Source organism: Acidobacteriaceae bacterium (genome assembly GCA_028283655.1).
In the GTDB taxonomy this organism is placed as follows: Bacteria; Acidobacteriota; Terriglobia; order Terriglobales; family Acidobacteriaceae; genus Granulicella.
In genome coordinates this window covers 2,210,474-2,233,275 of the sequence record JAPWKE010000003.1, presented here as the reverse complement: position 1 = coordinate 2,233,275, position 22,802 = coordinate 2,210,474, and the positions used below count along the sequence as shown (strand labels likewise).

General features: G+C 60.0%; 21 protein-coding genes and 1 pseudogene. 5 read left to right on the top strand and 17 right to left on the bottom strand.

Annotated features, from left to right (window positions below; genetic code table 11):
• Positions 1-94: 94 nt before the first annotated feature.
• The 11 genes from ilvB to PW792_12330 form a co-directional block, all read right to left on the bottom strand.
• Positions 95-1,849, bottom strand: coding sequence for a biosynthetic-type acetolactate synthase large subunit (ilvB, locus tag PW792_12380; GenBank protein ID MDE1162728.1), 1,755 nt, complete (start codon positions 1,847-1,849; stop codon positions 95-97).
• Between the two features lie 72 nt (positions 1,850-1,921).
• On the bottom strand, positions 1,922-3,616 hold the full coding sequence (ilvD, locus tag PW792_12375) for a dihydroxy-acid dehydratase (GenBank protein MDE1162727.1): 1,695 nt from the start codon (positions 3,614-3,616) through the stop codon (positions 1,922-1,924).
• Between the two features lie 55 nt (positions 3,617-3,671).
• A complete protein-coding gene (locus tag PW792_12370) occupies positions 3,672-4,130 on the bottom strand; it encodes a hypothetical protein (protein MDE1162726.1) in 459 nt (152 codons plus the stop codon).
• Positions 4,131-4,132: 2 nt separating this feature from the next.
• Positions 4,133-5,386 carry an MBL fold metallo-hydrolase gene (locus PW792_12365; GenBank protein ID MDE1162725.1) on the bottom strand — a complete coding sequence of 418 codons (1,254 nt, stop codon included), beginning with the start codon at positions 5,384-5,386 and terminating at the stop codon, positions 4,133-4,135.
• A gap of 29 nt (positions 5,387-5,415) precedes the next feature.
• The gene (gene leuD, locus PW792_12360) at positions 5,416-6,054 is read right to left on the bottom strand and encodes a 3-isopropylmalate dehydratase small subunit (protein ID MDE1162724.1); all 639 of its coding nucleotides are present in this window, start codon (positions 6,052-6,054) and stop codon (positions 5,416-5,418) included.
• Positions 6,055-6,056: 2 nt separating this feature from the next.
• The gene (locus PW792_12355; protein ID MDE1162723.1) at positions 6,057-6,350 is read right to left on the bottom strand and encodes a hypothetical protein; all 294 of its coding nucleotides are present in this window, start codon (positions 6,348-6,350) and stop codon (positions 6,057-6,059) included.
• Between the two features lie 2 nt (positions 6,351-6,352).
• Entirely contained in the window at positions 6,353-7,816 is a 1,464-nt protein-coding gene (gene leuC, locus PW792_12350; protein MDE1162722.1) for a 3-isopropylmalate dehydratase large subunit, read from the bottom strand.
• A 33-nt stretch (positions 7,817-7,849) separates the two neighbouring features.
• Positions 7,850-8,596: a hypothetical protein gene (locus PW792_12345; GenBank protein ID MDE1162721.1), complete on the bottom strand. Its 747-nt coding sequence runs from the start codon at positions 8,594-8,596 to the stop codon at positions 7,850-7,852.
• Positions 8,597-8,618: 22 nt separating this feature from the next.
• A complete protein-coding gene (leuB, locus tag PW792_12340) occupies positions 8,619-9,722 on the bottom strand; it encodes a 3-isopropylmalate dehydrogenase (protein ID MDE1162720.1) in 1,104 nt (367 codons plus the stop codon).
• 12 nt (positions 9,723-9,734) lie between these two features.
• Entirely contained in the window at positions 9,735-9,962 is a 228-nt protein-coding gene (locus tag PW792_12335; GenBank protein ID MDE1162719.1) for a hypothetical protein, read from the bottom strand.
• Positions 9,963-9,974: 12 nt separating this feature from the next.
• The gene (locus PW792_12330) at positions 9,975-11,165 is read right to left on the bottom strand and encodes a 2-isopropylmalate synthase (protein MDE1162718.1); all 1,191 of its coding nucleotides are present in this window, start codon (positions 11,163-11,165) and stop codon (positions 9,975-9,977) included.
• A 170-nt stretch (positions 11,166-11,335) separates the two neighbouring features.
• Here PW792_12330 and PW792_12325 point away from each other — a divergent pair, with 170 nt between their 5' ends.
• From PW792_12325 to PW792_12315, 3 genes are all read left to right on the top strand, one after another.
• The gene (locus PW792_12325; protein MDE1162717.1) at positions 11,336-12,250 is read left to right on the top strand and encodes a LysR family transcriptional regulator; all 915 of its coding nucleotides are present in this window, start codon (positions 11,336-11,338) and stop codon (positions 12,248-12,250) included.
• Between the two features lie 716 nt (positions 12,251-12,966).
• Positions 12,967-13,419: a Spy/CpxP family protein refolding chaperone gene (locus PW792_12320; protein MDE1162716.1), complete on the top strand. Its 453-nt coding sequence runs from the start codon at positions 12,967-12,969 to the stop codon at positions 13,417-13,419.
• Positions 13,420-13,598: 179 nt separating this feature from the next.
• Positions 13,599-14,201 (top strand): outer membrane beta-barrel protein, encoded by a 603-nt coding sequence (locus PW792_12315; GenBank protein MDE1162715.1) that lies wholly within the window; start codon positions 13,599-13,601, stop codon positions 14,199-14,201.
• 71 nt (positions 14,202-14,272) lie between these two features.
• Here PW792_12315 and PW792_12310 read toward each other — a convergent pair whose 3' ends face one another.
• The 4 genes and pseudogenes from PW792_12310 to PW792_12295 form a co-directional block, all read right to left on the bottom strand.
• On the bottom strand, positions 14,273-14,821 hold the full coding sequence (locus PW792_12310) for an outer membrane beta-barrel protein (protein MDE1162714.1): 549 nt from the start codon (positions 14,819-14,821) through the stop codon (positions 14,273-14,275).
• A gap of 64 nt (positions 14,822-14,885) precedes the next feature.
• Positions 14,886-15,389, bottom strand: a pseudogene (locus PW792_12305) (outer membrane beta-barrel protein).
• Between the two features lie 148 nt (positions 15,390-15,537).
• A complete protein-coding gene (locus PW792_12300; protein ID MDE1162713.1) occupies positions 15,538-17,415 on the bottom strand; it encodes a hypothetical protein in 1,878 nt (625 codons plus the stop codon).
• A gap of 190 nt (positions 17,416-17,605) precedes the next feature.
• Positions 17,606-18,712: an energy transducer TonB gene (locus tag PW792_12295; GenBank protein ID MDE1162712.1), complete on the bottom strand. Its 1,107-nt coding sequence runs from the start codon at positions 18,710-18,712 to the stop codon at positions 17,606-17,608.
• Between the two features lie 354 nt (positions 18,713-19,066).
• Here PW792_12295 and PW792_12290 point away from each other — a divergent pair, with 354 nt between their 5' ends.
• Complete coding sequence (locus tag PW792_12290; protein ID MDE1162711.1) at positions 19,067-19,762, top strand: DUF421 domain-containing protein; 696 nt, start codon at positions 19,067-19,069, stop codon at positions 19,760-19,762.
• Here the strand turns inward: PW792_12290 and PW792_12285 are convergent.
• Entirely contained in the window at positions 19,746-19,931 is a 186-nt protein-coding gene (locus PW792_12285) for a hypothetical protein (GenBank protein MDE1162710.1), read from the bottom strand. The genes PW792_12290 and PW792_12285 overlap by 17 nt on opposite strands.
• Positions 19,932-20,257: 326 nt before the next feature.
• Here PW792_12285 and acs point away from each other — a divergent pair, with 326 nt between their 5' ends.
• Positions 20,258-22,189 carry an acetate--CoA ligase gene (gene acs / locus PW792_12280; GenBank protein ID MDE1162709.1) on the top strand — a complete coding sequence of 644 codons (1,932 nt, stop codon included), beginning with the start codon at positions 20,258-20,260 and terminating at the stop codon, positions 22,187-22,189.
• 62 nt (positions 22,190-22,251) lie between these two features.
• Here the strand turns inward: acs and PW792_12275 are convergent, their stop codons facing one another.
• Positions 22,252-22,779: an AAA family ATPase gene (locus PW792_12275; protein ID MDE1162708.1), complete on the bottom strand. Its 528-nt coding sequence runs from the start codon at positions 22,777-22,779 to the stop codon at positions 22,252-22,254.
• Positions 22,780-22,802: the final 23 nt, after the last annotated feature.

The window sequence follows — 22,802 nt, the reverse complement described above, 5'->3', positions numbered from 1 at the left end:
ATTGTTGCAGCGCAGAGGGCTGCGGTCGCGCAGGCGACAAGCAGACCTTTCGTGCTGGTCTGGGAGACAAATTTCTGCGACGCAGAACTCACGGTTACTCGTCCTCCGCCGTCTCGAGCAAGGGATCCTTGCTTGGTCTGCGTACCATCTCATGCAGCGCGGCGCCCGGAGCGATCATCGGATACACGCCGTCCTCCTTGATGACCTGGAAGTTCGTCAGGAACGCCTTGCCGCTGGTGCGCGACTTCGTCACGGTCGGAATAACGTTCGGGCGCTCCGAAACATTCGCGCCCGCAATGCCATGGGCTGCGGCGAGCATCACAAAGTCCGGCGAAAGAATCGGAGAGGCCGAGTAATTCTTGTCATAGAACGTCTCCTGCCACTGGCGCACCATGCCGAGGAAGCCATTGTTGATCACCGCGATGTTGATCGCGAGCTTCTCCTGCACGATGGTCGAAAGCTCCGAGGCCGTCATCTGGAAGCCGCCATCACCGGCGATCACCCAGACATCCTTCTCGGGGCAGGCGAACTTCGCGCCGATCGCTGCAGGCAGCGCAAAACCCATCGTCCCAAGGCCACCAGAAGTGACAAGTGAACGAGCCGCTTCGTGCTTGAAGTACTGCGCTTCCCACATCTGGTGCTGGCCTACATCCGTGACGATGATCGTCTGTTCGAGACGGCCAGCCGCCTTGGCCTCCTGCCAGATGTCGTGGATCACATGCGCGGCATAAAGATGGCCTGTGTCGGGCAGGTTGATGATGTCGCGCACCGCGGCGGTGCCCTTGCTGGCATTGATCTCGCGCAGCCATGCGGTGTCGCTGCTCTTTGGCACTTCGGGCAGGATGAGTTGCAGCACTTCCTTCAGGTCGCCGATCAACGCAACGTCAACGCGAACGTTCTTGTTGATCTCGCTCGGGTCAATCTCGACATGAATCTTCTTCGCGTTCGGCGCGTAGCTGGCGAGGTTGCCGGTCACGCGGTCATCAAAGCGCATACCGAGTGCGAGCAGAAGATCTGCTTCCTGAATCGCGGTGTTCACCCACGACTCACCATGCATGCCCATCATGCCAAGCTGCAACGGATGCGCCGCAGGAATAGCTCCGAGGCCGAGCAGCGTGCTCGCAATCGGAATCTGCAACGCTTCTGCGAGCGCGAGCACCTCGGCCTGCGCTCCGCTTTCGACGATGCCGTGGCCTGCGAGGATCACGGGCTTCTTCGCGGTCTTGATGAGTTCAATTGCCTGCTGAATCGCAGGGCTTTCGACCTTCAGCATCGGGTGCGGACGATAGGCTGCGGGCTTCGCTGCGTCGAAGTCAAACTCTGCATTGGCCTGCTGCGCATCCTTCGTAATGTCGACGAGCACCGGGCCGGGGCGGCCGCTGGTCGCAATCTGGAACGCCTCACGCACGGTTGCGGCGATGTCCTCTGCGCGCGTCACAAGGAAGTTATGCTTCGTGATCGGCAACGTGATGCCGGTGATGTCAACTTCCTGGAAAGCATCGGAACCGAGCACCTTGCTCGAGACCTGACCTGTGATCGCGACCACGGGAATGCTGTCGAGCATCGCGGTCGCGAGGCCGGTGACAAGGTTCGTCGCGCCGGGGCCGGAGGTAGCCATGCAAACGCCGACCTTACCGGAAGCGCGCGCATAGCCGTCGGCCATGTGCGAAGCGCCTTGTTCGTGGCGCACCAGCACGTGGTGGATCGTCGGGAAATTTCTCAGAGCATCATAGATCGGCAGGATCGCTCCGCCCGGATAACCGAAGACGGTGGTGACATTCTCGCCAGCCAGCGTGGCCCAGAGGATCTCGGCTCCGGTAAGTGTGGGGTGTGCGTTCTTCGTCGTCATCGTGCGCTCCTGCGTGTGAAAGTGGTTCGGCGGGGCGGAGGTTTTCATACCTTCCGCCCCAGTGTTGCTGTCTTAGTCGGTCACTGCGCCAAGGCTGGCGCTGCCTACGGCGTTGGCATACTTCGCAAAGACGCCGCGCTTGTACGGAATCTCGCGAGGCCTGAAGCCTTCGAGGCGTGCCGCGATTTCTTCATCGCTGATCTCGACGTTGAGCGTGCGCTTCTTGATATCGATGGTGATGGTGTCACCTTCGCGCACAGCAGCAATAGGGCCGCCGACCTGCGCTTCAGGAGCAACGTGACCGATCATGAAGCCACGCGTCGCGCCAGAGAAGCGACCGTCGGTGAGCAGAGCCACCGTTTCGCTCAACTCAGGAATGCCCTTGATCGCAGCGGTAACTGCAAGCATTTCGCGCATGCCGGGGCCGCCCTTCGGGCCTTCGTAGCGGATGACGCAAACATCGTTCGGCTTGATGTTGCCCGCTTCCACGGCGGCGAAGCAGAGGTCTTCGCTGTCGAAGACACGCGCGGGGCCGGAGTGATAATCGCGTGGCAGGCCAGCGACCTTGATGACGCCACCTTCCGGTGCGAGGTTGCCGCGCAGGATCACGAGACCACCTGTCGGCTTCAGCGGATCGCTCCACGGATGGATGACGACCTGGCCAGGAGTCTCCTTCGCGCTCTGCGCTTCTGCAAAAAGGCTCTTGCCGCTGACGGTAGGGATGTCCTTCAACGAGCCGCGTGCGATCAAACGCTGTGCGAGCACGCGCGAACCGCCTGCTTCCTGGTAATCCTTCGCAGCGTACTTGCCACCTGGCGAAAGGTCGCAGATGAACGGCGTCGCTTCGCTGATGCGGTCGAAGTCTTCGAGCGAAAGCTCAATCTCGAGCTCATGCGCGATGGCCATCAGATGCAGCACCGCGTTGGTCGATCCACCCGAGGCCGCGACCGCTGCGATGGCGTTGTCGATCGCGTCGCGCGTCAGGATGTCGCGCGGCTTGATGCCCTTGCGAACAAGCTCCATTACATCGCGGCCAGCCTGCACGGAGGCCGAGTGCTTGTCCGGCGACATGGCAGGAACGCCGGTGATTTCAATCGGCGAGATGCCGAGGAACTCGCCAGCCATCGCCATCGTGTTCGCCGTGAACTGTCCACCGCAGGCACCGGGGCCGGGGCAGGCCGCAGCTTCGACGGCTTCAAGTTCATCGTCGTTGATCTTGCCTGCAGCGTGCGAACCGATCGCTTCGAACACCTTCAGGATCGTGATCTCTTCGCTGCTGCCATCAGCCTTGGCCAGCTTGCCCGGCATAATGGAGCCGCCGTACAGCATCAGGCCCGGGATGTTCACGCGAGCCAGCGCCATGATGGCCGCAGGCATGTTCTTGTCGCAGCCTGCGATAACAACGAGGCCGTCAAAGCTGTTGCCGCGCGCCACCAGTTCGATCGAGTCCGCGATCACTTCGCGCGAGATCAGCGAGGCCTTCATGCCTTCGGTGCCCATCGTGATGCCGTCGGAGATCGTGACCGTGTTGAACTCCATGGGCGTGCCGCCTGCTTCGCGAATGCCTTGCTTCACGGCCTCCGCCACCTTACGCAGGTGGAAGTTGCACGGTCCAATCTCGGTCCAGGTGTTAGCGATACCGATGATGGGCTTGTGCAGATCTTCTTTGCTGAAACCGACGCCACGCAGGTAGCTACGCGCGGCCGCCCGGTTCGGGCCTTCGGTGAGTACGATCGAATTTGTCTTGCCTGCGGGGATGTTGCTCATTGGATTCCTTTTGTTGTTGATTCGCCGTGTTGATCTATCGCTCGAAGAGAAAAATCTACTTCGGTTGTTCGGGTATCTTGCCAGCGCTCAGCGCCTCAAGTCGGTCTGTGATCTCATGTGCGGAGCGCACAAATTGTTTCGTGCAGGAACCTTTAAGGCCGCCGCAGTTATGTACGGCTCCTAACTTCCAGAGCAGCATTCCAGTCTTCGTGTCGAATAGTGAAACGACAAATCCGCCGTCGCTGAGGAGTACTCGAGCCGAGAGGTCTGCTTCACTCGGATTACGGACAAGTCCATAACGATGCTCCCGAATCAGAGCTTCTTGCAGAATGGCTAGCCCCTCTGCATTCGTTACCTCATTCGTTACACCGCCTTCAAACCCGAGAAACAATGTCTTCGCTTTAGCAAATTGCGATGGAACTACGCTTGGTGTCTGCGCGAAGGTGCGCCGTGGGCCGTAGGCGAAGACAGAACAGGCAAGAGCTATCGTTTGGATGGACCGCTTTGTGCTCAATCTCAAGCTGTTGCTCCTGTTTTGTGTTCTGTCTGCGTCGTTGCTCGGCTTGTATATGGACCGAAGACGCCAGTGATGTTGCCTTGCTCGACGGTCGCATCGAGCGTGTAGATGCTGTAAGTCTTGCCGCCAGGTGCCACGCGTACGACAACGTGTCCGCTCTTCGACTTCAACTGACCGGAGAAGCGGCGGTTCATCAGCGCGTTCTGCGGCAGCAGCTCAATCGCGAAGACATCGTGCACGGCCTTGCCGTTGTTGAAGTCCCATGCGCCTTCCATGCGCTGCATCTGCGCGCTGCCGGGATGACCAATATCCCACGACGGAATCACGTACGCTTGCGCGTCCAGACTCTTCACAAACTCTGGACCGCACGCGTCGAAGTAGCCGTGGTGGTCTGCGACGGCCACCTCTACGCGACCGCACGACCGCGCTACAGGCGATTCAATATCGAGCTCCGGGCGTCGTCCATCGAAGGTATCGCAGCACAGATCGCCGCCGGTAAAGTAGCTGAACGCGCCGTACTCAAAGCGTGTGGCGACCGAGAAGTTGTTCTCATACCCATGCGCGCTGCCCGCTGCGGGAAGGCGATCAAGGTGCGGTTCGATCTTGCCTGTCTCGCGGTTCCACACGTTGCCATTCGCAGACAGAATCCGTGCAGAGAATGCGCTCTTGGACGAACGCTTGCCGCGTTCCACGATCTGCTGCGTCGAACCTACCTTCGCCGCTTCTACCTTCCTGCCCTGCGATTTCAGAAATGCGAGATAACGGTCCTCGTCAGGCCCCTTCGGCGGCTGCTGCCCCGGTGCCCACGTCGGATAGCTGCGATCGATAAAGCTGTCGATGGGAAGTGCTGCCGCAACGTCGTAAAGTCCGTTGATGTGGTCGCCATGATTGTGCGTGTTCAGAAAGTAGTCGAGCTTCTTCGCTGGCGCATGCGCCAGAATGTACTCCGCAAGCACCTGTCCGGGGCGAAGCGTCGTACCATCAGGGCGAGCCGGATTGATGGTGCCGTCAGTGAGGTTCGGCACCGCGCCTGCGTCGATCAGCATCGTCGTTCCATCGGGGAAGATAAGCAGCGTTGCGTTGCCGCGCGCGGTGTCGATGTGATGGATGTCGAAGTAGCCTTCGCTCCACGCGGGCAGCGGCTGGTGCAACGCTGCCTCTTCTCCAAACGCAACTCCACACACGCTCGCGGCACTCGCGAAGGCAAGCGACTTGAGGAGCGTACGGCGGTCGAGTTGGAGAGGATGCTTCATAAGGGGGAGGTCTGTAAAACCTTTATGCGTTACGCGACCTCTTCAGCTTTCGGTGCAAGCCAGAACTCTTCATTGTGCTTGCCTTCGAACTTGTCGAGTTCACCTTCATGGCGCAGGGTCAGTCCAATGTCATCGAGGCCGTTCAGCAGGCAGTACTTGCGGAAGGGATCGATCTCAAACGTGGCCTTGAAGCCTTCGTCGTCGGTGACGCTCTGGGCATCGAGGTTGATGGTGATGAGGTGCTTGGGGTTCGCAGTCGAGCGCTGCAGCAGTGTTTCGGTCTCCTCTTCGGTGAGGCGAACGAGGATGATGCCGTTCTTGCCCGCGTTCGAGAAGAAAATATCCGCGAAGCTCGGCGCGATGACCGCGCGGAAGCCATACTGGTTGATCGCCCAGGCAGCGTGCTCGCGCGAGGAGCCGCAGCCAAAGTTCTTTTCGGCGATGAGGATCTCGCTGCCCTTGTACTCGGGCTTGTTCATCACGAAGTCCTTGCGCTCGGCCACATGGTCCGGGGTCGAAAGATCGTAGCGCCAGTCGAAGAAGAGGAACTCGCCGTAGCCCGTGCGCTCGATGCGCTTGAGGAACTGCTTCGGGATGATCTGGTCCGTGTCGATGTTCGGCAACGGCAGTGGCACGGCGGTGGAGGTCAATATGTTGATGGGTTCCATCGTTAGTTCACCTTTAAGGCGTCTTCAAACCTCGGACGCGGTTGGGAAATGCGATCGTACGAAGAGTCGATGGCTGCAATTTCCGTTTCGATTTCTTCCCGCAGTTCTTGAGGCAAGTTCTCTTGAACTGCAATTCGCTTTAGCTGGCTTCCGAGTGCTCCGAGCACTTCACCACCAGTAGAGCCGAGCATGGCGTTTCGTAAATTTTTGCCCTCGGATACCAGTCCCGCAGCCGCAAGCTTCTCCGCAGTATCGCGGATAGCGGCATAAAGCGAGTTGATATCTGTGAAGGGCATACTTAACGAACTTCCTTCTCAAACTTCCAGTCGCGAACATCGGTGAGGTGGCCTGTGATGGCTGCGGCTGCGGCCATTTCGGGGCTGAGCAGGTGCGTGCGCGAGCCGCGGCCCTGGCGGCCTTCGAAGTTGCGGTTCGAGGTGGAAGCGCAACGCTCGCCGGGCTGCAGGATGTCGGGGTTCATGCCGAGGCACATCGAGCAGCCGGGTTCGCGCCACTCGAAGCCTGCGCTCTTGAAGACTTCTGCGAGACCCTCTGCTTCAGCCTGAGCCTTCACGGCCTGCGAGCCGGGTACGACCATCGCGCGCACGGTTGTGGCAACGTGGTGGCCGCGCACAACCTTCGCTGCGGTGCGCAGATCTTCGATGCGGCCGTTGGTGCAGGAGCCGATGAAGACCGCGTCCACGGTGATCTCGGTGATAGGCGTGCCGGGCTTGAGGTCCATGTACTCGTAGGCGCGCTCGAAGCCCTTGCGGTCGGCGTCGTCGATGGCCTGCTCGAGCGTGGGCACGGTGCCGTCAATGGTCGTGACCATACCGGGCGAGGTGCCCCAGGTGACGCTCGGTACGAGCTTCGTGGCGTCGATGTGCAGTTCGCGATCATAGGTCGCGCCCTGGTCGGTGACAAGTGCCTTCCACTGCTCGACAGCGAGGTTCCACGCGGCTTCGTCGACGGTGCCGTCGGGGCGTGTGCCGGGTGCAAAGCGACGGCCCTTGATGTAAGCGAACGTCGTCTCATCGGGAGCGATCATGCCTGCGCGTGCACCGGCTTCGATGCTCATATTGCAGATCGTCATGCGGCCTTCCATCGAGAGCCCGCGAATGGCTGAGCCAGCGTATTCGATGGCATAACCAGTTGCACCAGCCGTGCCGATGCGGCCAATGATGTCGAGGATGATGTCCTTCGCGGTGACACCATAGGGAAGCTCGCCGTCGACGTTGATGAGGAAGGTCTTGGCCTTGCCCTGCGGCAGCGTCTGCGTCGCCATCACGTGCTCGACCTCAGAGGTGCCGATGCCGAAAGCGAGTGCGCCGAACGCACCGTGCGTGGAGGTGTGCGAGTCGCCGCAGACGATCGTCATGCCGGGCTTGGTCGCGCCGAGCTCGGGTCCGATCATGTGTACGATGCCCTGCGAAGCGTCTTCCGTATCGAAGAACTCGATGCCGAACTCGGCGCAGTTCTTGCGCAGCGCGTTGATCTGCGCGGACGAAACCTGATCGACGATGTGGAGGCGGTCCTGCACGCTGGTCGTGGGCACGTTGTGGTCCACGGTCGCGATGTGGCGGTCCGGGCGACGCAGCTTGCGGCCCGTCATGCGCAGGCCATCAAAGGCTTGCGGCGAGGTGACTTCGTGCACGAGTTGCAGGTCGATGTAGAGGATCGTCGGTTCGCCTTCAGGCGAGACCACGACGTGGTTGTCCCAGACTTTTTCGAAGAGTGTGCGCGGCTTGATGGGTGTGCTCATTTGTATTGACCGGGTGTTGCGTTTGTTGGGCAGCTAATCGTTGTCAGCTGGCTTGGGGGTAACGGTATCGGGTTGCGCGGCGATAGTATTCGCGCCGGTACGTTCAGGCTTGAGCGCAAAGGGCGTGCCGTCGGGTTCGACAAGGACGGCGTGTGCAATGTGGGGCACGCCGAGATGAGCCGCAGCGAGGCGCATGTCCCAGTGCGAAAGCGCAAGGGTGAAAGCTGTCGGCAGCGCATCGGCCGTCACGGTATGGTTCGCAAAGAGCCACAGGTTATAGCTGGCGTTGGCTTCGTCGGTGGTGTGCGCGGTCGTTGTCCAGTTGCGCGCAGCGAAGATCATCAGCGGATGCTTTACGCCAAGGTCGATCCAGAGCAGACCGCTCGCGGGGCAGAAGCTACGCACGCATCCATCGGCGATAAAGTAGCGGTTGTCTTCCTGCAGTGCTTCGTTGTGCTGGTCGAGGAAGAGCGTGACGACCTGTGGCAGCGTCGGGCGCGCAGCGTCCGTTCCCCACATCGCCTGCGGCTGCTTGAAGTTCTCTGAGAGCAGCGCCTGGAAGCGTGCTTCGGTGAGCAGGTTCATGGGGTTGCCGGGCTGCGTGAACTGCCAGAGCCACTGGTTGGAGCCCGGCTTCAGGTTTGCGAGCGGCTTGTGGCTCGCCGGGTTGCGCGGTCCCTTGGGGCCGAGCACGTCGTCGTTCTGAATCTGCGCACACACGCTCGCCGTCGCTGCGGTAAGCAGCGTAGCGGCGACGAGTTGGAGTGTGCGGCTGATCATGTGTGCGTTGAGCTAAGTTGAACTAAACAGCGTGCAGCGATTCGCTGCGGTTGAGCGCTGCAACGAGCGCCGTGTTCACAAAGTCGCCCATCTGCGCGGTGGTCACGTTCGCCGTCTTGCCTTGACCAGCGATGTCGCCCGTGCGGTGACCTGCAGCGAGCACTTCGTTCACGGCCTTCTCAATCGCAAGCGCTTCTTCTTCAAGCCCACCGCTATGACGCAGCACCATGGCCGCGGTCAGAATCGCTCCGAGCGGGTTCGCCTTGCCTTGGCCAGCAATGTCCGGAGCCGAGCCATGTACGGGCTCGAAGAGGTTGACCTTGCCGCCGATCGTCGCCGAAGGCAGCATGCCGAGCGAGCCGGTGATGACGCCCGATTCGTCCGAAAGAATGTCGCCGAAGAGGTTTTCCGTGAGCACCACATCGAAGTCACGAGGGCGGTTCATTAGGTGGATCGCCATCGAATCGACGAGCTGATGCTCGACCTTCACATCGGGATACTGCGGTGCGATCTCATCCACGGTCGCGCGCCAGAGCTGCGAGCACTCCAGCACGTTGGCCTTATCTACCTGCGTCAGCTTGCCGCGACGCTTCTGCGCCAGCTGGAAGCCGATGTGGGCGCAGCGTTCAACCTCGGCCTTGGTGTAGACCATCGTATTGTGCGCTTCGCCGGTCTCCTTGTTCCACGCGCGGGGCTTGCCGAAGTAGAGGCCGCCAAGCAACTCACGCACGAAGAGGATGTCGACGTTCTTCGTCACCTCAGGGCGCAGCGGCGAGTTCTCGCTGAGAGCGTTGAAGGCGAGGCAGGGCCGCAGGTTTGCAAAGCCGCCGAGGTGCTGGCGGATGGAGAGCAGACCCGCTTCGGGACGCTTGTCCGGCGTCAGCGCGTTGAACTTGTTGTCGCCCACGGCACCCAGCAGAACGGCGTCTGCAGCGAGCGCGACGTCGATGGTCTTCTGCGGCAGCGGCGTGCCTTCTGCGGTGATCGCAACGCCGCCGATGAGCGCCTCGGTGAAGGTGAACTCGTGGCCGCCATGCTGTGCAACGGTCTTCAGAATCTTGACGGCTTCACCGGTGACTTCGGGGCCGATGCCGTCGCCGGCGAGAACTGCAATGTTAAGCTTCATAATTATCCAGAACTAGAGATTTGTGTTTTGTACGCCATCACGAAGCGCGCGTTTATGGAGGACGATGGCAGTAAGGCAAAACGCTGCACTGGTGAAGACGACTTCGCCTGCCGTCCAATATGCCTGTTCCCAGAACTTGCCCGTTCGAACAAGAGCGGCAGCTTCGAGCATCACGTTGAGCATCAGTGCACAGATAAACAAGATGGTCAGGCTTGAATTTCTATTTGCAGTGGCTTTCATTGCGCTCTCCCCTTACGGAACGTTTACGGTCTCTGCAGTCGCCTCAGTGAGCAGCCCGACGATGTCCTGGTCATAGATCGACTTCTTGCGATCGGCCAGTGCTGTGAAGCGGTGATATACCACGTCAAGCTCTTCCTTCGTCAGCGTGTGCCCCAGCTCTCCGAGGCGATGCTCCAGCGCACGACGACCGCTGTGCTTGCCGAGCACGATCGCATTCGCCGTAACGCCAACCGAAGCAGGCGTCATGATCTCGTACGTCAGCGGGTTGGCCAGCACGCCGTGCTGGTGTATGCCCGACTCGTGCGCAAACGCGTTCTTGCCGATCACGGCCTTGTTCGGCGCAGGGCCAAAGCTGATGATCTCGCTCAGCATCTGCGAGCTTGGTCCGATCTGGTCCATCACGATGCCGTTCTCGACAGCGAAGCGATCCTTGCGAACCATCAGTGCCGCAGCAATCTCTTCCAGCGCCGCATTGCCTGCGCGTTCGCCGATGCCGTTGATCGTGCACTCCACCTGGCGTGCGCCGCCGAGAACACCAGCCAGAGCATTCGCCGTCGCCATGCCAAGGTCGTCATGGCAGTGCGTGGAGAAGGTGATCTCCTTCGCGCCGGGGACGCGAGCGATCATCGTCTCGAAGAGCGCCTGATACTCCGCCGGGGTCGAGTAGCCGACCGTATCGGGTAGGTTGATCGTGGTCGCACCAGCTTCGATCGCGATGCTGACAATCTGGATGAGGAACTCGAGGTCGGAGCGCGTCGCATCTTCGGCCGAGAACTCAACGTCGTCGGTGTAGCTGCGAGCGAGGCGCACCATTTCGCCTGCCTGGTCGAGCGCTTCTGCACGCGTGATGCGTAGCTTGGCTTCAAGGTGCAGATCGCTGGTTGCGAGGAATGTGTGGATGCGGCGGCGATGTGCGGGCTCAATGGCCTTCGCAACCGCTTCGATGTCGCCAGCCTTGCAGCGTGCGAGGCCCGCGATCACGGGCGCACCGGCTTGCTTGCCGATAGTGGAGGCAATCGCCTTCACGCTCTCGAAGTCGCCCGTGGAGGCGATAGGGAAGCCGGCCTCGATAATGTCCACGCCAAGGCGCGCAAGCTGCTCGGCCATGCGCAGCTTTTCCGCATGGTGCATAGTGCAGCCGGGCGACTGCTCGCCGTCGCGCAGAGTGGTGTCGAAGAAGATGACACGGTTGTTGTTTGCCATCAGAATTGAGACCTTTCCTTCTGGACACAAGAATAAAGCGCACTTATGCTTGATTCCAGATGTATTGCGATTTCTAATGCAGGTATAGAACCCGTACTGCTCTAGGCTACTGTGCAGGACGCACACCTGCAAATGCAGGAAAAAGCTGCGGCCATAAAGGACACACCCTCGTGGACCTGTTTCAACTGGAAACATTTTTAGCCGTCGCGGAAGAGCGCAGTTTTTCTCGCGCTGCTGCAAGACTTCACCGTACGCAGCCTGCGATCAGTCAGGTCATTGCGAAGCTCGAAAGCGAGATCGGCGAAACCCTGCTGGAGCGCGCCGACGGCACCTTGACCGACGCCGGAGAGGTGTTGAAGAGCTACGCCCAGAAGCTGCTGAACCTGCGCACGGACGCAGAAGCCGCTCTGGTCGACCTGCGCTCGCTGCACACCGGGCAGTTGCGCCTGGCGGCGAACGAGTACACCTGCCTATACCTTCTGCCGCTGCTCGATGCCTTCCGCCGCGAGCATCCGCGGATCAAGGTCACCGTGCAGCGTGCTCTCGCTTCCCGCATCGCCGACGAGGTTTTGTCACACTCTGTTGATCTTGGCGTGGTCAGCTTCCGCCCGGAGGACCCGCAGGTACGTTCGATCGCGGTCTATCGCGATGAACTCGTCTGCGTCGTCGGTCCGCAGCACGCGCTTGCCCGCGCGGGTAAGGCGCAGATTTCTCGCCTCGGTCGCGAGGTCTTCGTCGCGCACAACGTCCCTTCGCCGATGCGGCAGAAGGTGATCACGGCGTTTCGCCGCCACAAGACGCCGCTGAACATGGACATCGAACTGCCATCGCTGGAAGCCATCAAGCGCTTTGTGGAGCGTGGCAACGGTGTCGCCTTGCTTCCGCGACTCACCGCGGAAAGCGAGCTGACGGCAGGCTCGCTCGTGGCGGTCTCCATCCCCGAGCTCGCCATGGAGCGTAGGCTCCGCCTGATCCACCGCAAGCAGACCTCCCTAAGCCACGCCACCAAGGCGTTTCTGGCTGTGGTGGAAAAGCACGCAACGGAGAACGGTGACCCTTTCAGCTACGTCCCGGAACGGGCGTAGTTTGGCGGTGCCGTTTCGCCCGTTTGCAGACGCATTTCCCTTCAAAACGTAAGCGTTGTTCGAAAAAATATACTTCTCTTCCTGCCTGCAACCGCTTGAAGAAAAGGCCGTCCTCAGCTTGTAGGTACAAGATGTTTTCGTGCCGCACGCGAGGAGGTCTTCGATGAGGAAGACGAGGTTGTGCCTGTTTCTGGGCACAGTGATGGCGTTGGGATGGATAGGTGTCGCGGCAGCGCAGGACACCTCCAGCACCAGCAGTGAGCGAATGGGGCCGCCGCCTTGCGGCAGGCGTCCACCGAGGCAGGGTAACTCCGGCCCGACGAGCACAGCGGATAGCAGCAGTGGTTCGAGCAGCGACGGCTCCGCGTCGACGCAGGGCAGTATGCCTCCGCCACCGCAAGCAAACAGTAGCGACAGCACGACGCAAACAGCCTCCAACGAACAGGGGAGCGGGATGCCAGGAATGGGGAACGGCGGAACTCCACCATCGCCGCCACTGGACAGTAACGGAAAGCCCCTGCCTCCACCACCCTGCCGGTCCTCTTCGCAGAGCTCCGGCACAACCGGGTCTTCGTCGGAACAGGCCCCTCAATAAGCAGCCGCTGAAAAGAATCTCGCCATGCCGCCGGAACTATTCCGGCGGCATGGCGTTTGTAAAGGCAGATGTTGCGGCTCGCGAGAGGACGAAGGCGCGAGACCGGGAAAAGGACAACCTTATGCAGACGAAACTGTGGAGCAGGCTTGGCGTGGCGGTAATGGGAGCGGGATTGCTCGCGGCGGCTCTGCCGTCGAGGGCGCAGGACCAGAGCGCTCCTCCCCCTCCTCCCCCCGCAGCCGATGGACAGGGCCCGGCACACGGCCGCATGGCCCACATGTACGACTCGCTGAACCTTACGCCGGAGCAGAAGGAGTCCTTCAAGCAAGCGGCGCGGGCGCAGCGGGAAAAGATGCAGGCGCTTCGTGATGACAACGCCATGGCCCCCGAAGACAAGCGCGAGCAGATGAAGAAGATCCGCCGCGACACCGTCGAGCAGATGCGCAGCGTGCTGACAGACGACCAGAAGCCGCAGTTTGACGAGATCCAGAAGCAGATGCGCGAGCACATGCGCGAACGGATGAAGCAGGGCGGCGACGGCGAAATGCCACCCCCGCCCCCGCCGTCAAACTAAGGAAAACCACCTCTAGAACGGAAAAGGCCGCCGGATTCTTTTCGGCGGCTTTTCCTTGCCCGGAAGAGGGGCGTCTACAGGTACAATCAGAGTAGGTTTGCGTCATGTGTTTTCGTTGCGGCGGTTGTAGGCTGCTTCCAAGCGATGTGGACGCACCGTTGAAGGGAACCGAAGTAAGCATGAAGAAGATGATGTTGCTGGGCGCAGCCCTGCTGATGGGTTCGGTGGCCGCCCAGGCCCAGGAAAGCCGTCAGGACGTGAGCATTAGCGGCTTCGAAACGATCGCGCCGGATATCTACGGTAACGGTGTGTACCCGATGCACTCGTCGATGACCACGGGCGTATTGGCCAGCTATCGCTACATGCTGACGCCGCGCTCGGCGCTCGAAGTCAACTACGGCTTCTCGCAGAACACGATCCGCTATCGCACGGTTCCGACGCCGAACGGCCAGGTTCACACGCGTATGCAGGAAATTACCGGTGCGTACGTCTACTCGCGCACCTACCGCAACTGGAACCCGTTCGTAGAAGCTGGCGTCGGTGGCCTGATCTTTACGCCGATCCTCGACAACGGCACCCACCAGTTCGATTCGAAGCAGAACACCAATATCAGCGGTCTCGCTGGCGTCGGTGTGGCCTACGAAATCAGCCCGAGCTTCGACATCCGTGCGGAGTACCGCGGCTTTGTGCTGAAGACGCCTGACTTTGGCAACTCGGCATTCAAGACCAACCGCTACTACTGGCTCTCCGAACCGACCATCGGTATCGCGTACCACTTCTAATCGAAGCGTACGAGGAGCAAGAGAAAGGCCCGGCGCATGCCGGGCCTTTCTCTTTGTCGCAAAAACGATTCTTAGTGGCGAGGAGTTCCAGCAGGGAAGTGGTACGCAACGCCGACCGAGAACAGTGTCGGTGAAAGTCCGCTGCTCAGTCCTGGGCCGGACATCCACTTCTGGTACTCGAAGTCAGCGCGTGCATTGATGCGGCGCGTAATGTTCACGTCGACGCCAGCTCCGCCCACAAACATGTTGTACGCCAGGTTTCCAGCACTCTGCGGGAAGTTGAAGACGCCGCGACCATACAGAAGCTTGCCGTAGGGATGCAGGCGGCCATAATGCCGTACATACCGGCCGCCGACCTCGTAGCTGCGCTCGTAGACCTGAGTCGGCTGTCCATCATTCAACTGATGGAACTCTAGCTCCGCGCCCCAGTGCTCGGTAAGATCGAGTGTGCTGTAGAACATGAAACCGCGGATCTTATTGACAAGATAATCCGAGTTGGCGACCGTGAAGCCGCCACCCGCCTGCAGATCGAGCAGGCGGCTCGCTGTTGGTCCAGCCTGGGCAGATGCGACAGAGACACCGACGAGAAGAGAAGCCAGAAACAGAAGCGTACGATGCAAGAAGTTCTCCAGAAAAACCGGCTTTGTAAAGTCTGACGAGCTTTTATTCAGCCGGTTGACGTACCTAGCGACGATATGCGACCCCGAGAGTGGCAACATACGGCGTTAGGCCATTTTGCTTGAAACCGGTCCAGTCCTGGTAGACAAAATCACCGCGAACATTGAGGTGGTGGGAAAAGTGAACATCCACGCCTCCACCGAAACCGACATCAAACGTGCTCATTGGGATAGGTTGCGGACCGATGTAGCCATCGGTGTAGTTACGATCAACGATGGCAGCATGACCACGGCCGACCTGAACCTTTACATACGGATCATAGCGACGGTAATGCCAGACGTAACGCGGACCGATCAGGAACGAGGTCAGTGCAAAGTCATTTGGAGTGTTGATCGTCATCGAGTGGTAGTCCGCTTCAGCTCCCAGGTGGTAGCTGAGATCGAACGTTCCATAGACGGTATATCCCGTCACCTTCTTGGTGAAGACGTCGGTGTTTCCATAGGACACACCAGCACCAACTTGCCAAGGGGCTGAACGGGTAGCTGTCGGAACCGCCTGAGCGTATGCCGTAGAGGCAGCAGCGGTAAAATTCCAAGAGCAAGCAGAGAAGAGTAAAACCGATTCATCGAAGTCTCCTGAAAGATGCGGTGCCCATGAGTATCAGGGCACCGCACAGATCAATTCGGTTGAAAATAGCCCGTTCGAACTGTTTGTCCGCTTACTGCTGCGGAGCCGGAGTGGGTGCAGGAGCTGTCTGATCTGCGGGAGCTGCTGCCGGCGGCTGAGTAGCGTCCGCCGGTGCTGCTGCTGCAGGTGCTGCGTTCGGGTCAGCTGCAGGTGCGGGCGCAGGTGCTACCGGCTCCACCGGAGCGGTCCAGTAACCCAGGCGGATCCACACAGGAGTGACTTCAAACGGAAGCTTATCGGCAGCGCCAAGCAGAGGTTCATAGCCAACGTGCAGCTGGATCACCTTGTCGGTCCACGGATCGAACTTCAGGAACTGGCCCAGAGGCATTGCGGCCTGCTGCTTTAGATCGATGTTGTTCAGCTTCGGTCCCTTGGATACAAGAGCCTGCATCCAGAACGTACCGTCACCCTTGACCAGCGAGTCGCCAATCTGCGGTGTGGTCAGTGCCTTGAGCGCCTTCAGGCGAGCCTGAAGCTGCTGCAGGTAGAGGCCCATGTACTGCTGGCTGTCGGCGAGGTCCTTGACCGAAAGCAGCTCCATGGCCTTCTTGGCAGCGGCTGCGTCGTCCTCTTCCGTGTGCTGCATCGGCAGGCGCTGCAGAGCGGCGGAGTCAGGGAAGATCAGCTTGTCGTTGAAGGCGTACTTGGTGTCGATGTGGTGACCGAGCAGGATGTGCGCGATCTGGAACGCCATCAGGCAGTTCAGGTTGCCGATCTGGGCGGCGCCGTCCTGCGAAGGAATGGCGGTCGTGTCGATCAGGCTCTTCGAAAGCAGGATGGTGTTGCCCACAGCCAGAGACTCAAGGGGCGTGGTCAGCAGCGTACGCACCTTCAGCGGGCGCGATGTCTGGATGTTGTTGTACGCCAGGATGTTGTTGGCGATCTGTTCCAGCGTCTTGTCGAAATCGGAAGGAGCGTCGATCAGGCCAGCCTGGAAGAGGCGGTCGATGACGTTGTTCTCGGCCTGCTGAACCCACTCACGCTGCGCCTGGAGCGGCGAAACGTCCTGTGCCTGCTGCGATTCGTCGTTCGCGCCTACAACCTGTACATCGGTCGCTTCCGCTTCCTTCGCAGGAATCTTCAGCGAGTAACCCCAGATGTGGTTCACAGCCTTGAACTTCAGAGAGTGCGTCGGGCTCTTCGGGTCGGTCTCTTCGATATAAACCGAGGTCGGCAGCCAGAGGCCTTCCTGAACGTTTGTACGCCAGGAGTCAAAGTGGAAGTACTCCTTGACTTCGTTCTGCGAGCTGCCTGCAAAGTCGCCGTTGAAGCGGACGATGTTGCCGCCCTGGCGCTCGATCCAGATACGGCCGATAAAGCGGCCGGTCGCATTCTTCTTCACCGGCGAAACGTCGAAGACGGTCGTCGGAATCGTTCCGAGAAAATCGTTACGAACGAAAGAGAACTGGTAGGTCTGGCGGTTGAAGCTGTTGGAGTCGATCAACAGCATCGAAACAAAGCCCGCCTGGTTGAACTGCAGATGCAGACCAGCCGAAAGACCGCTGATGAAACCGAGCGATCCCTTCAGGAAGCCGCTTCCGAACTTGCCCTTCTTCTCGTAGGTGTCGTGCTTGCCTGCGGCGTAGTTGGTGTCGTTGATCACCTTGCCGAAGTCGACACGACCGAGGAAGTGCTGGTCAGAGTCCGGCACCTGGCTCATGATCGGATCCGGGCGCATGTTCTGGATGTAGGTTTCGACGATCGGAGCCCGGTCCTTCAACGTCTTCACCACAACGGTTTCGCGGGCAATCGCCTTGTCGATCAAGGCGTTCTGCGCTGCGTTTGGCTTGTGGAGATCCTGTGACACGCTGGGCTTCTTCTTGCCAAGCGGAAAGGCCGAGGCTGTAACAGCCGGCATGGCAAGCAGCAAGAGAGTTGCGGCAGCGGTAAGTTTCGTTCGGAGAATCATGGTCTGTAAGACTCCTTGGGTCTTGCGGTGAACGTCGTGGCGATGTCCACCGGGTCGAACTAAGAAAAGGGAACTCGTAAACGGGTAAATCCTGTAGCGAGGTAACGGTACTTCTGATGCGAAACGGGTGATTCTAATTGGGATGCAGATGCGGCGTTCTCTGCCGTATCCGCATCCCGAATAACGCTTGCTAGCTCAACTGGAAACGCACAATTACTTCGCCTGTCCAGTCTACCGGGTGACCCGTGGCATCCATGGACGGTTTGAAGCGCATTCCTTCTACAACCTGACGAGCCTGCGCATCCAGTCCGTGGCCGAGGCCGTGGGTGATGCCGATGAACTGCACGCTTCCATTCGTGAGAACACGGATGCGAACCTGAACGTTGCCCTCAATGTGCTCTGCCCGGGCCTCGGCGGTGTAAACCGCCTGGGGCTTGTAGACCAGCGTCGGAGGTGCAGCTGCAGAACGTTCGACTTCATGCCGTGCTGTCTGGTTGTTGGGAACTCCCGTTCCACCCAGGTGCACCGACGTCGGTCCTGCCGGGCCACGGCCAGTTCCGCCAGGGACACCATTGGAGAGACCGCCGATCCGTACCGGCGAAGCGTCACGGCCGTTCAGATTGCTTCCATTCGGCGAACCGGAACCCATGTGGACCGCTGTCGCGCGAGGACCGCTGCCTGTGTTCGACGCGTTCATACCCGCCATACCGCCGCGCATATCAACAGCGGAAACCGCCGGCCCACGGGGATTAACCGCCGTGTTCGTACCCAGGCGTACCGCCGAGGGATGCACGTCGTGGTTCGGCATGCTCGCCGCCGAAGCACCTAGGTTCACCTTGGTCGCTGGTGGAGGATCAACCTTGCGCGGGGCAGGGTTGTTGTTCAGAGAGACCTTGGTCGGCTGCGGCGTCGGCTGGAACTTCGGCTGCACCGGCTGAGGAATCGGCTTGGGCGGCTCCGGCATAGGCTTCGGAGGCTCAGGCATCGGCTTCGGCGGTTCCGGAGCAATCTTCGGAGGCGTTGGAAGCCGAGGTGGAGGGGGCTTCGGAGCAGGTGGTGGCGGCTTCGGCGGCTCCACTGGCTTCGGAGGAAGCGTGAGCTCGGCCATTTTCTTCGCCACAACAGGATTATTCTTCACAACCATCCCGAGAACCAAGATGATGGCAAGCACGGAACCGTTGATGATGATGGAGGTTGCCGCCGCCTTAGTGGAGCGTTGACCGTCTTCGAGCACACCGAAGTGGCTGAATTGGACGGGTTTTGGGTTCGGATCTTCGCTGCGAAGAGGCTTAGCCATGCGTCTCGTGGAATCCTTGAAGTCTGTGCCTGTGCCAGAAAGGCGGAAAGGTGTCTAGGGCGAAAGTTACCAGAAGAGTACCAGAAGTCATACCCATCTGAGTGTGGTTTTCTCTACCCGTTTCTGGGGATGCGCTCCCCGATAAGTGTATGGCGTCTCTTGGTTTACTTATTCGTAACCAGAAACTCCTTCAGGTACTTGGCCGCTTCAGAAGATTCCTCCTGTGCGGTTGACTCCCGTCCATAAATCTGTCGGGGACATTGGGTTTGAGGTTTCAACCGCTTTTAACGGTTGACACCTGCATGGATGCAAAAAAACGCTCTGGCGTTCCTTTCGGCATCAAAGAACGTTTGCATGAGAACGACAGTGCGTTCATCTTGGGATGAAGAGTTTGATCGATGCAGGGAGAGAAGTGATGCAGGGAGAGAAGTGATGCAGGGAATGACAGCAGAGATGATGCACAGCATGTTCCATCTGCCGGTACCGGTTCTGGAAAAGCTGCTTCGACCAGTGATTATGTTTCTCATCCTGGTGCTGTTTGTCAGGCTTTTCGGCAAACGCGAGCTTGCGCAACTGAATCCGCTCGATTTGATCGTACTGCTTTGTCTTTCCAATACCGTTCAGAATGCAATTATCGGCGACGACAACTCGGTGTCAGGTGGCGTGATCGGGGCCTTCGGCCTGCTGGGCATCAACTGGGCGCTGAGCAAGGTTTTGTTTCGTTACGGTTGGTTGAACTCAGCGTTAGAAGGAAAGCCGACGATTCTGGTGCATGACGGTCAGGTGGATAAGAAGGCCCTCGAAAAGGAAACGATGACCCGTGAAGAACTTATTTCAGTGCTAAACAAGAATGGTTTCAATGACCCTTACGATGTAGAGCTTGCCCGGCTGGAACCAAACGGCACCTTCTTCGTGAAAGGGAAGTCGCCTTCAGATGCCGAATTGAAGAGCCGGGACCTGCTCGAAGCCGTCGAAAACCTGACCAAGGAAGTCTCTCGTTTGCGCCGTCGCCTGGACGAGCGGGAGTCGAACGCTACTCCGGGTCTTTAAGGCGGGCCTGCGCGCGGACCAGCCGTTCCGGAGCGACGGGCAGGCGCAGGTCCTGCAACGCAGCCCGGTAACCTCCCAGGTAAATCGAGTACATCACGGCCAGCGCGCAGCCCACCCCGAAGGCGAAGCCCAGAAAAAAGCCGATGATGGATCCCCAGTAAAAGGTCATTACAAAAAAGAATAGCGTCTTATCGAATCGGAAATCTTGTCCCGCAAAGCCCCGCTGTGCGGGGAGTTGAAGCCAAATACTATTCTGCGCCCCAGCTTTCATCCACAAGCGGGATGAAGAGAGATATTGCCGCTGCACCACGAGATGCCCTATTGTTGCCATGCGATTATCGGCGCACACTGTGCCAAATCGGATTGATCTTGCCCGGCAGCGCCCGGGCGGTGGGAATAAGGGAAGGGTTCTATATGAGCACGACGACGCCAGAGACAACAGGCGCAGTGACGGTTACGGCTGGCAACGACGCCGCGGGCAGCTTTTCTTCGCTGATGCGTGAAAACCGTGTCTTTCCACCCGCAGCGGAGTTCTCGCAGCGTGCCTGGATCAAGAGCGAAGCCGAGTACGAGGCGATGTATCGCCGCTCGGTCGAAGAGCCTGATGCCTTCTGGGCAGAAGCTGCCGGCGAGCTCGACTGGTTCAAGCCGTGGGATTCGGTGCTGGAAGGCTCTTTCCCCAGCCCGAAGTGGTTCAACGGCGGGCGCATCAACCTCTGCTACAACTCGGTCGATCGCCACGTGAAATCCGGCAACGGAGACAAGGTCGCGCTCATCTGGGAAGGTGAGCCCGTAGGAGAGGTCCGCAAACTCACCTACGCCGAGCTTCTCGTCGAGGTGCAGAAGTTCGCCAACGTGCTCAAGGCCCACGGCGTCAAGAAGGGCGATCGCGTCGCCGTCTACATGGGCATGACGGCCGAACTCGCTATCGCCGTGCTGGCCTGCGCCCGCATCGGAGCGGTTCACTCGGTCATCTTCGGTGGCTTCGCCTCGCACGCCATCGCGGACCGCGTGAACGACTGCGACTGCCAGGTCGTCATCACGCAGGACATCAGCTACCGCCGCGGCGCGGAGATCAAGCTCAAGAAGATGGTCGACGACGGCCTCGCCACCTGCCCCGGCGTACGTTCCGTCATCGTCTACCAGCGTGCCCCGCAGGCAGAAGGCGTCGCCATGACGCCCGGCCGCGACCTCTGGTGGCACGACGAGATGGCGAAGGTCTCCGCCGACTGCCCCTGCGCCGAGCAGGAGGCCGAAGACCCCCTCTTCATCCTCTACACCAGCGGAACCACGGGTAAGCCCAAAGGGCTCGTCCACACCACCGGCGGCTACGCCGTCCAGACCTATCTGACGACCAAGTACGTCTTCGATATCCACCCCGAAGACGTCTACTGGTGCTCAGCCGACATCGGCTGGATCACCGGCCACAGCTACGTCGTCTACGGCCCGCTGCAGAACGGCGCAACCGTCCTGCTGTACGAAGGCGCACCCAACTTCCCCGACCAGGATCGCTTCTGGCAGGTCGTCGATGACCACAAGGTCAGCGTCTTCTACACCGCTCCCACTGCCATCCGCGCCTTCATCAAGTGGGGTGTCGACAAGGTGGAGAAGCACTCGCTCGCCTCGCTTCGTCTGCTCGGCACCGTCGGCGAACCCATCAACCCCGAGGCGTGGATGTGGTATCACCGCGAGATCGGCAAGGAGCGCTGCCCGATCGTCGACACCTACTGGCAGACCGAAACCGGCGCACACATGCTCGCGCCCATCCCCGGCGCCATTGCGACCAAGCCCGGCTCGGCGACCCGCCCTTTCTTCGGCATCCAGCCTGCCATCGTCACCAAGAGCGGTGAACCCGTTCCCGCGAACCACGGCGGCCTGTTGGTAATCACCAAGCCGTGGCCATCGATGGCCCGCACCATCTGGGGCGACGCCGAGCGCTTCAAGACCGCTTACTTCGACGACGTTCCGGGCAGCTACTTCACCGGCGACGGCGCACGCTGCGACGAGGACGGCTACTACTGGCTGATGGGCCGTGTCGATGACGTCATCAACGTCAGCGGACATCGCCTGGGCACCATGGAGATCGAGTCCGCTCTGGTCGCGCACCCCAAGGTCGCGGAAGCTGCGGTCGTGGGTCGTCCTGACGATCTGAAGGGGCAGGCCATCGCTGCCTTCGTCTCGCTCGAGTACGGCCACGAACCCAGCGATGAACTGAAGCAGGAGCTACGGCAGTGGGTCGCCAAGGAAATTGGCTCGCTCGCGCGCCCCGACGACATGCGCTTCACCCCGATCCTGCCCAAGACGCGCTCCGGCAAGATCATGCGCCGCCTCCTGCGCGAACTAGCGACCACCGGCGACATCAAGGGCGACACCACGACGCTCGAAGACTTCAGCCTGCTCGCAAAGCTGCGCGACAACGACGACTAGACCTTCAGAGGTGTAGACAAGAGAACGGCCCGGTTTCGGGCCGTTTTTCTTGTCAGAACGCTCTAGCGTTCGAGACCCCACTCGCGATAGCAGACCGCGAGCGCTCGTGGAGAGTCGAGCCTCAGCTTCGGCAGCGACACCTGCTCGTAGATCGCAGCGTAGCGTCTCCTGTTCTTCGGTGAGACCGCGAGGATGTGGTGGAGTATGTTCCATTTCACGCTATCGAATCCGCCTTCGAGCGCACCGGCCCGTTCACGCTCGAAGAGCGACCGCCGCACGTAACGCAGCAGGCTTGTTGCGGTGGAGACATCGAGCAGGATCATGCCGGTCGCACGGGCAAAACGTTGTGGAAACAGCTTGGAGTAGTTGCCGTCCATCACCCAGCGCTCACCGGTGATGGCCTCATCGTGCAACTGCTGGAACTCGGCATAGGGACGGGGAACCCAGTTGGAGCCGGACTCGTGGTGCATCTGGTCGAGGTGAATAGCCGTCAGCCCTCGTTTGCGGGCGATGGCGCAGGCCAGCGTCGATTTACCGCTGCCCGACGGTCCGAGGATGCAGATACGGTCTCCAAGCTCGGCAAGCAGCATGGAGTTACTGTACCGGCGCGGTA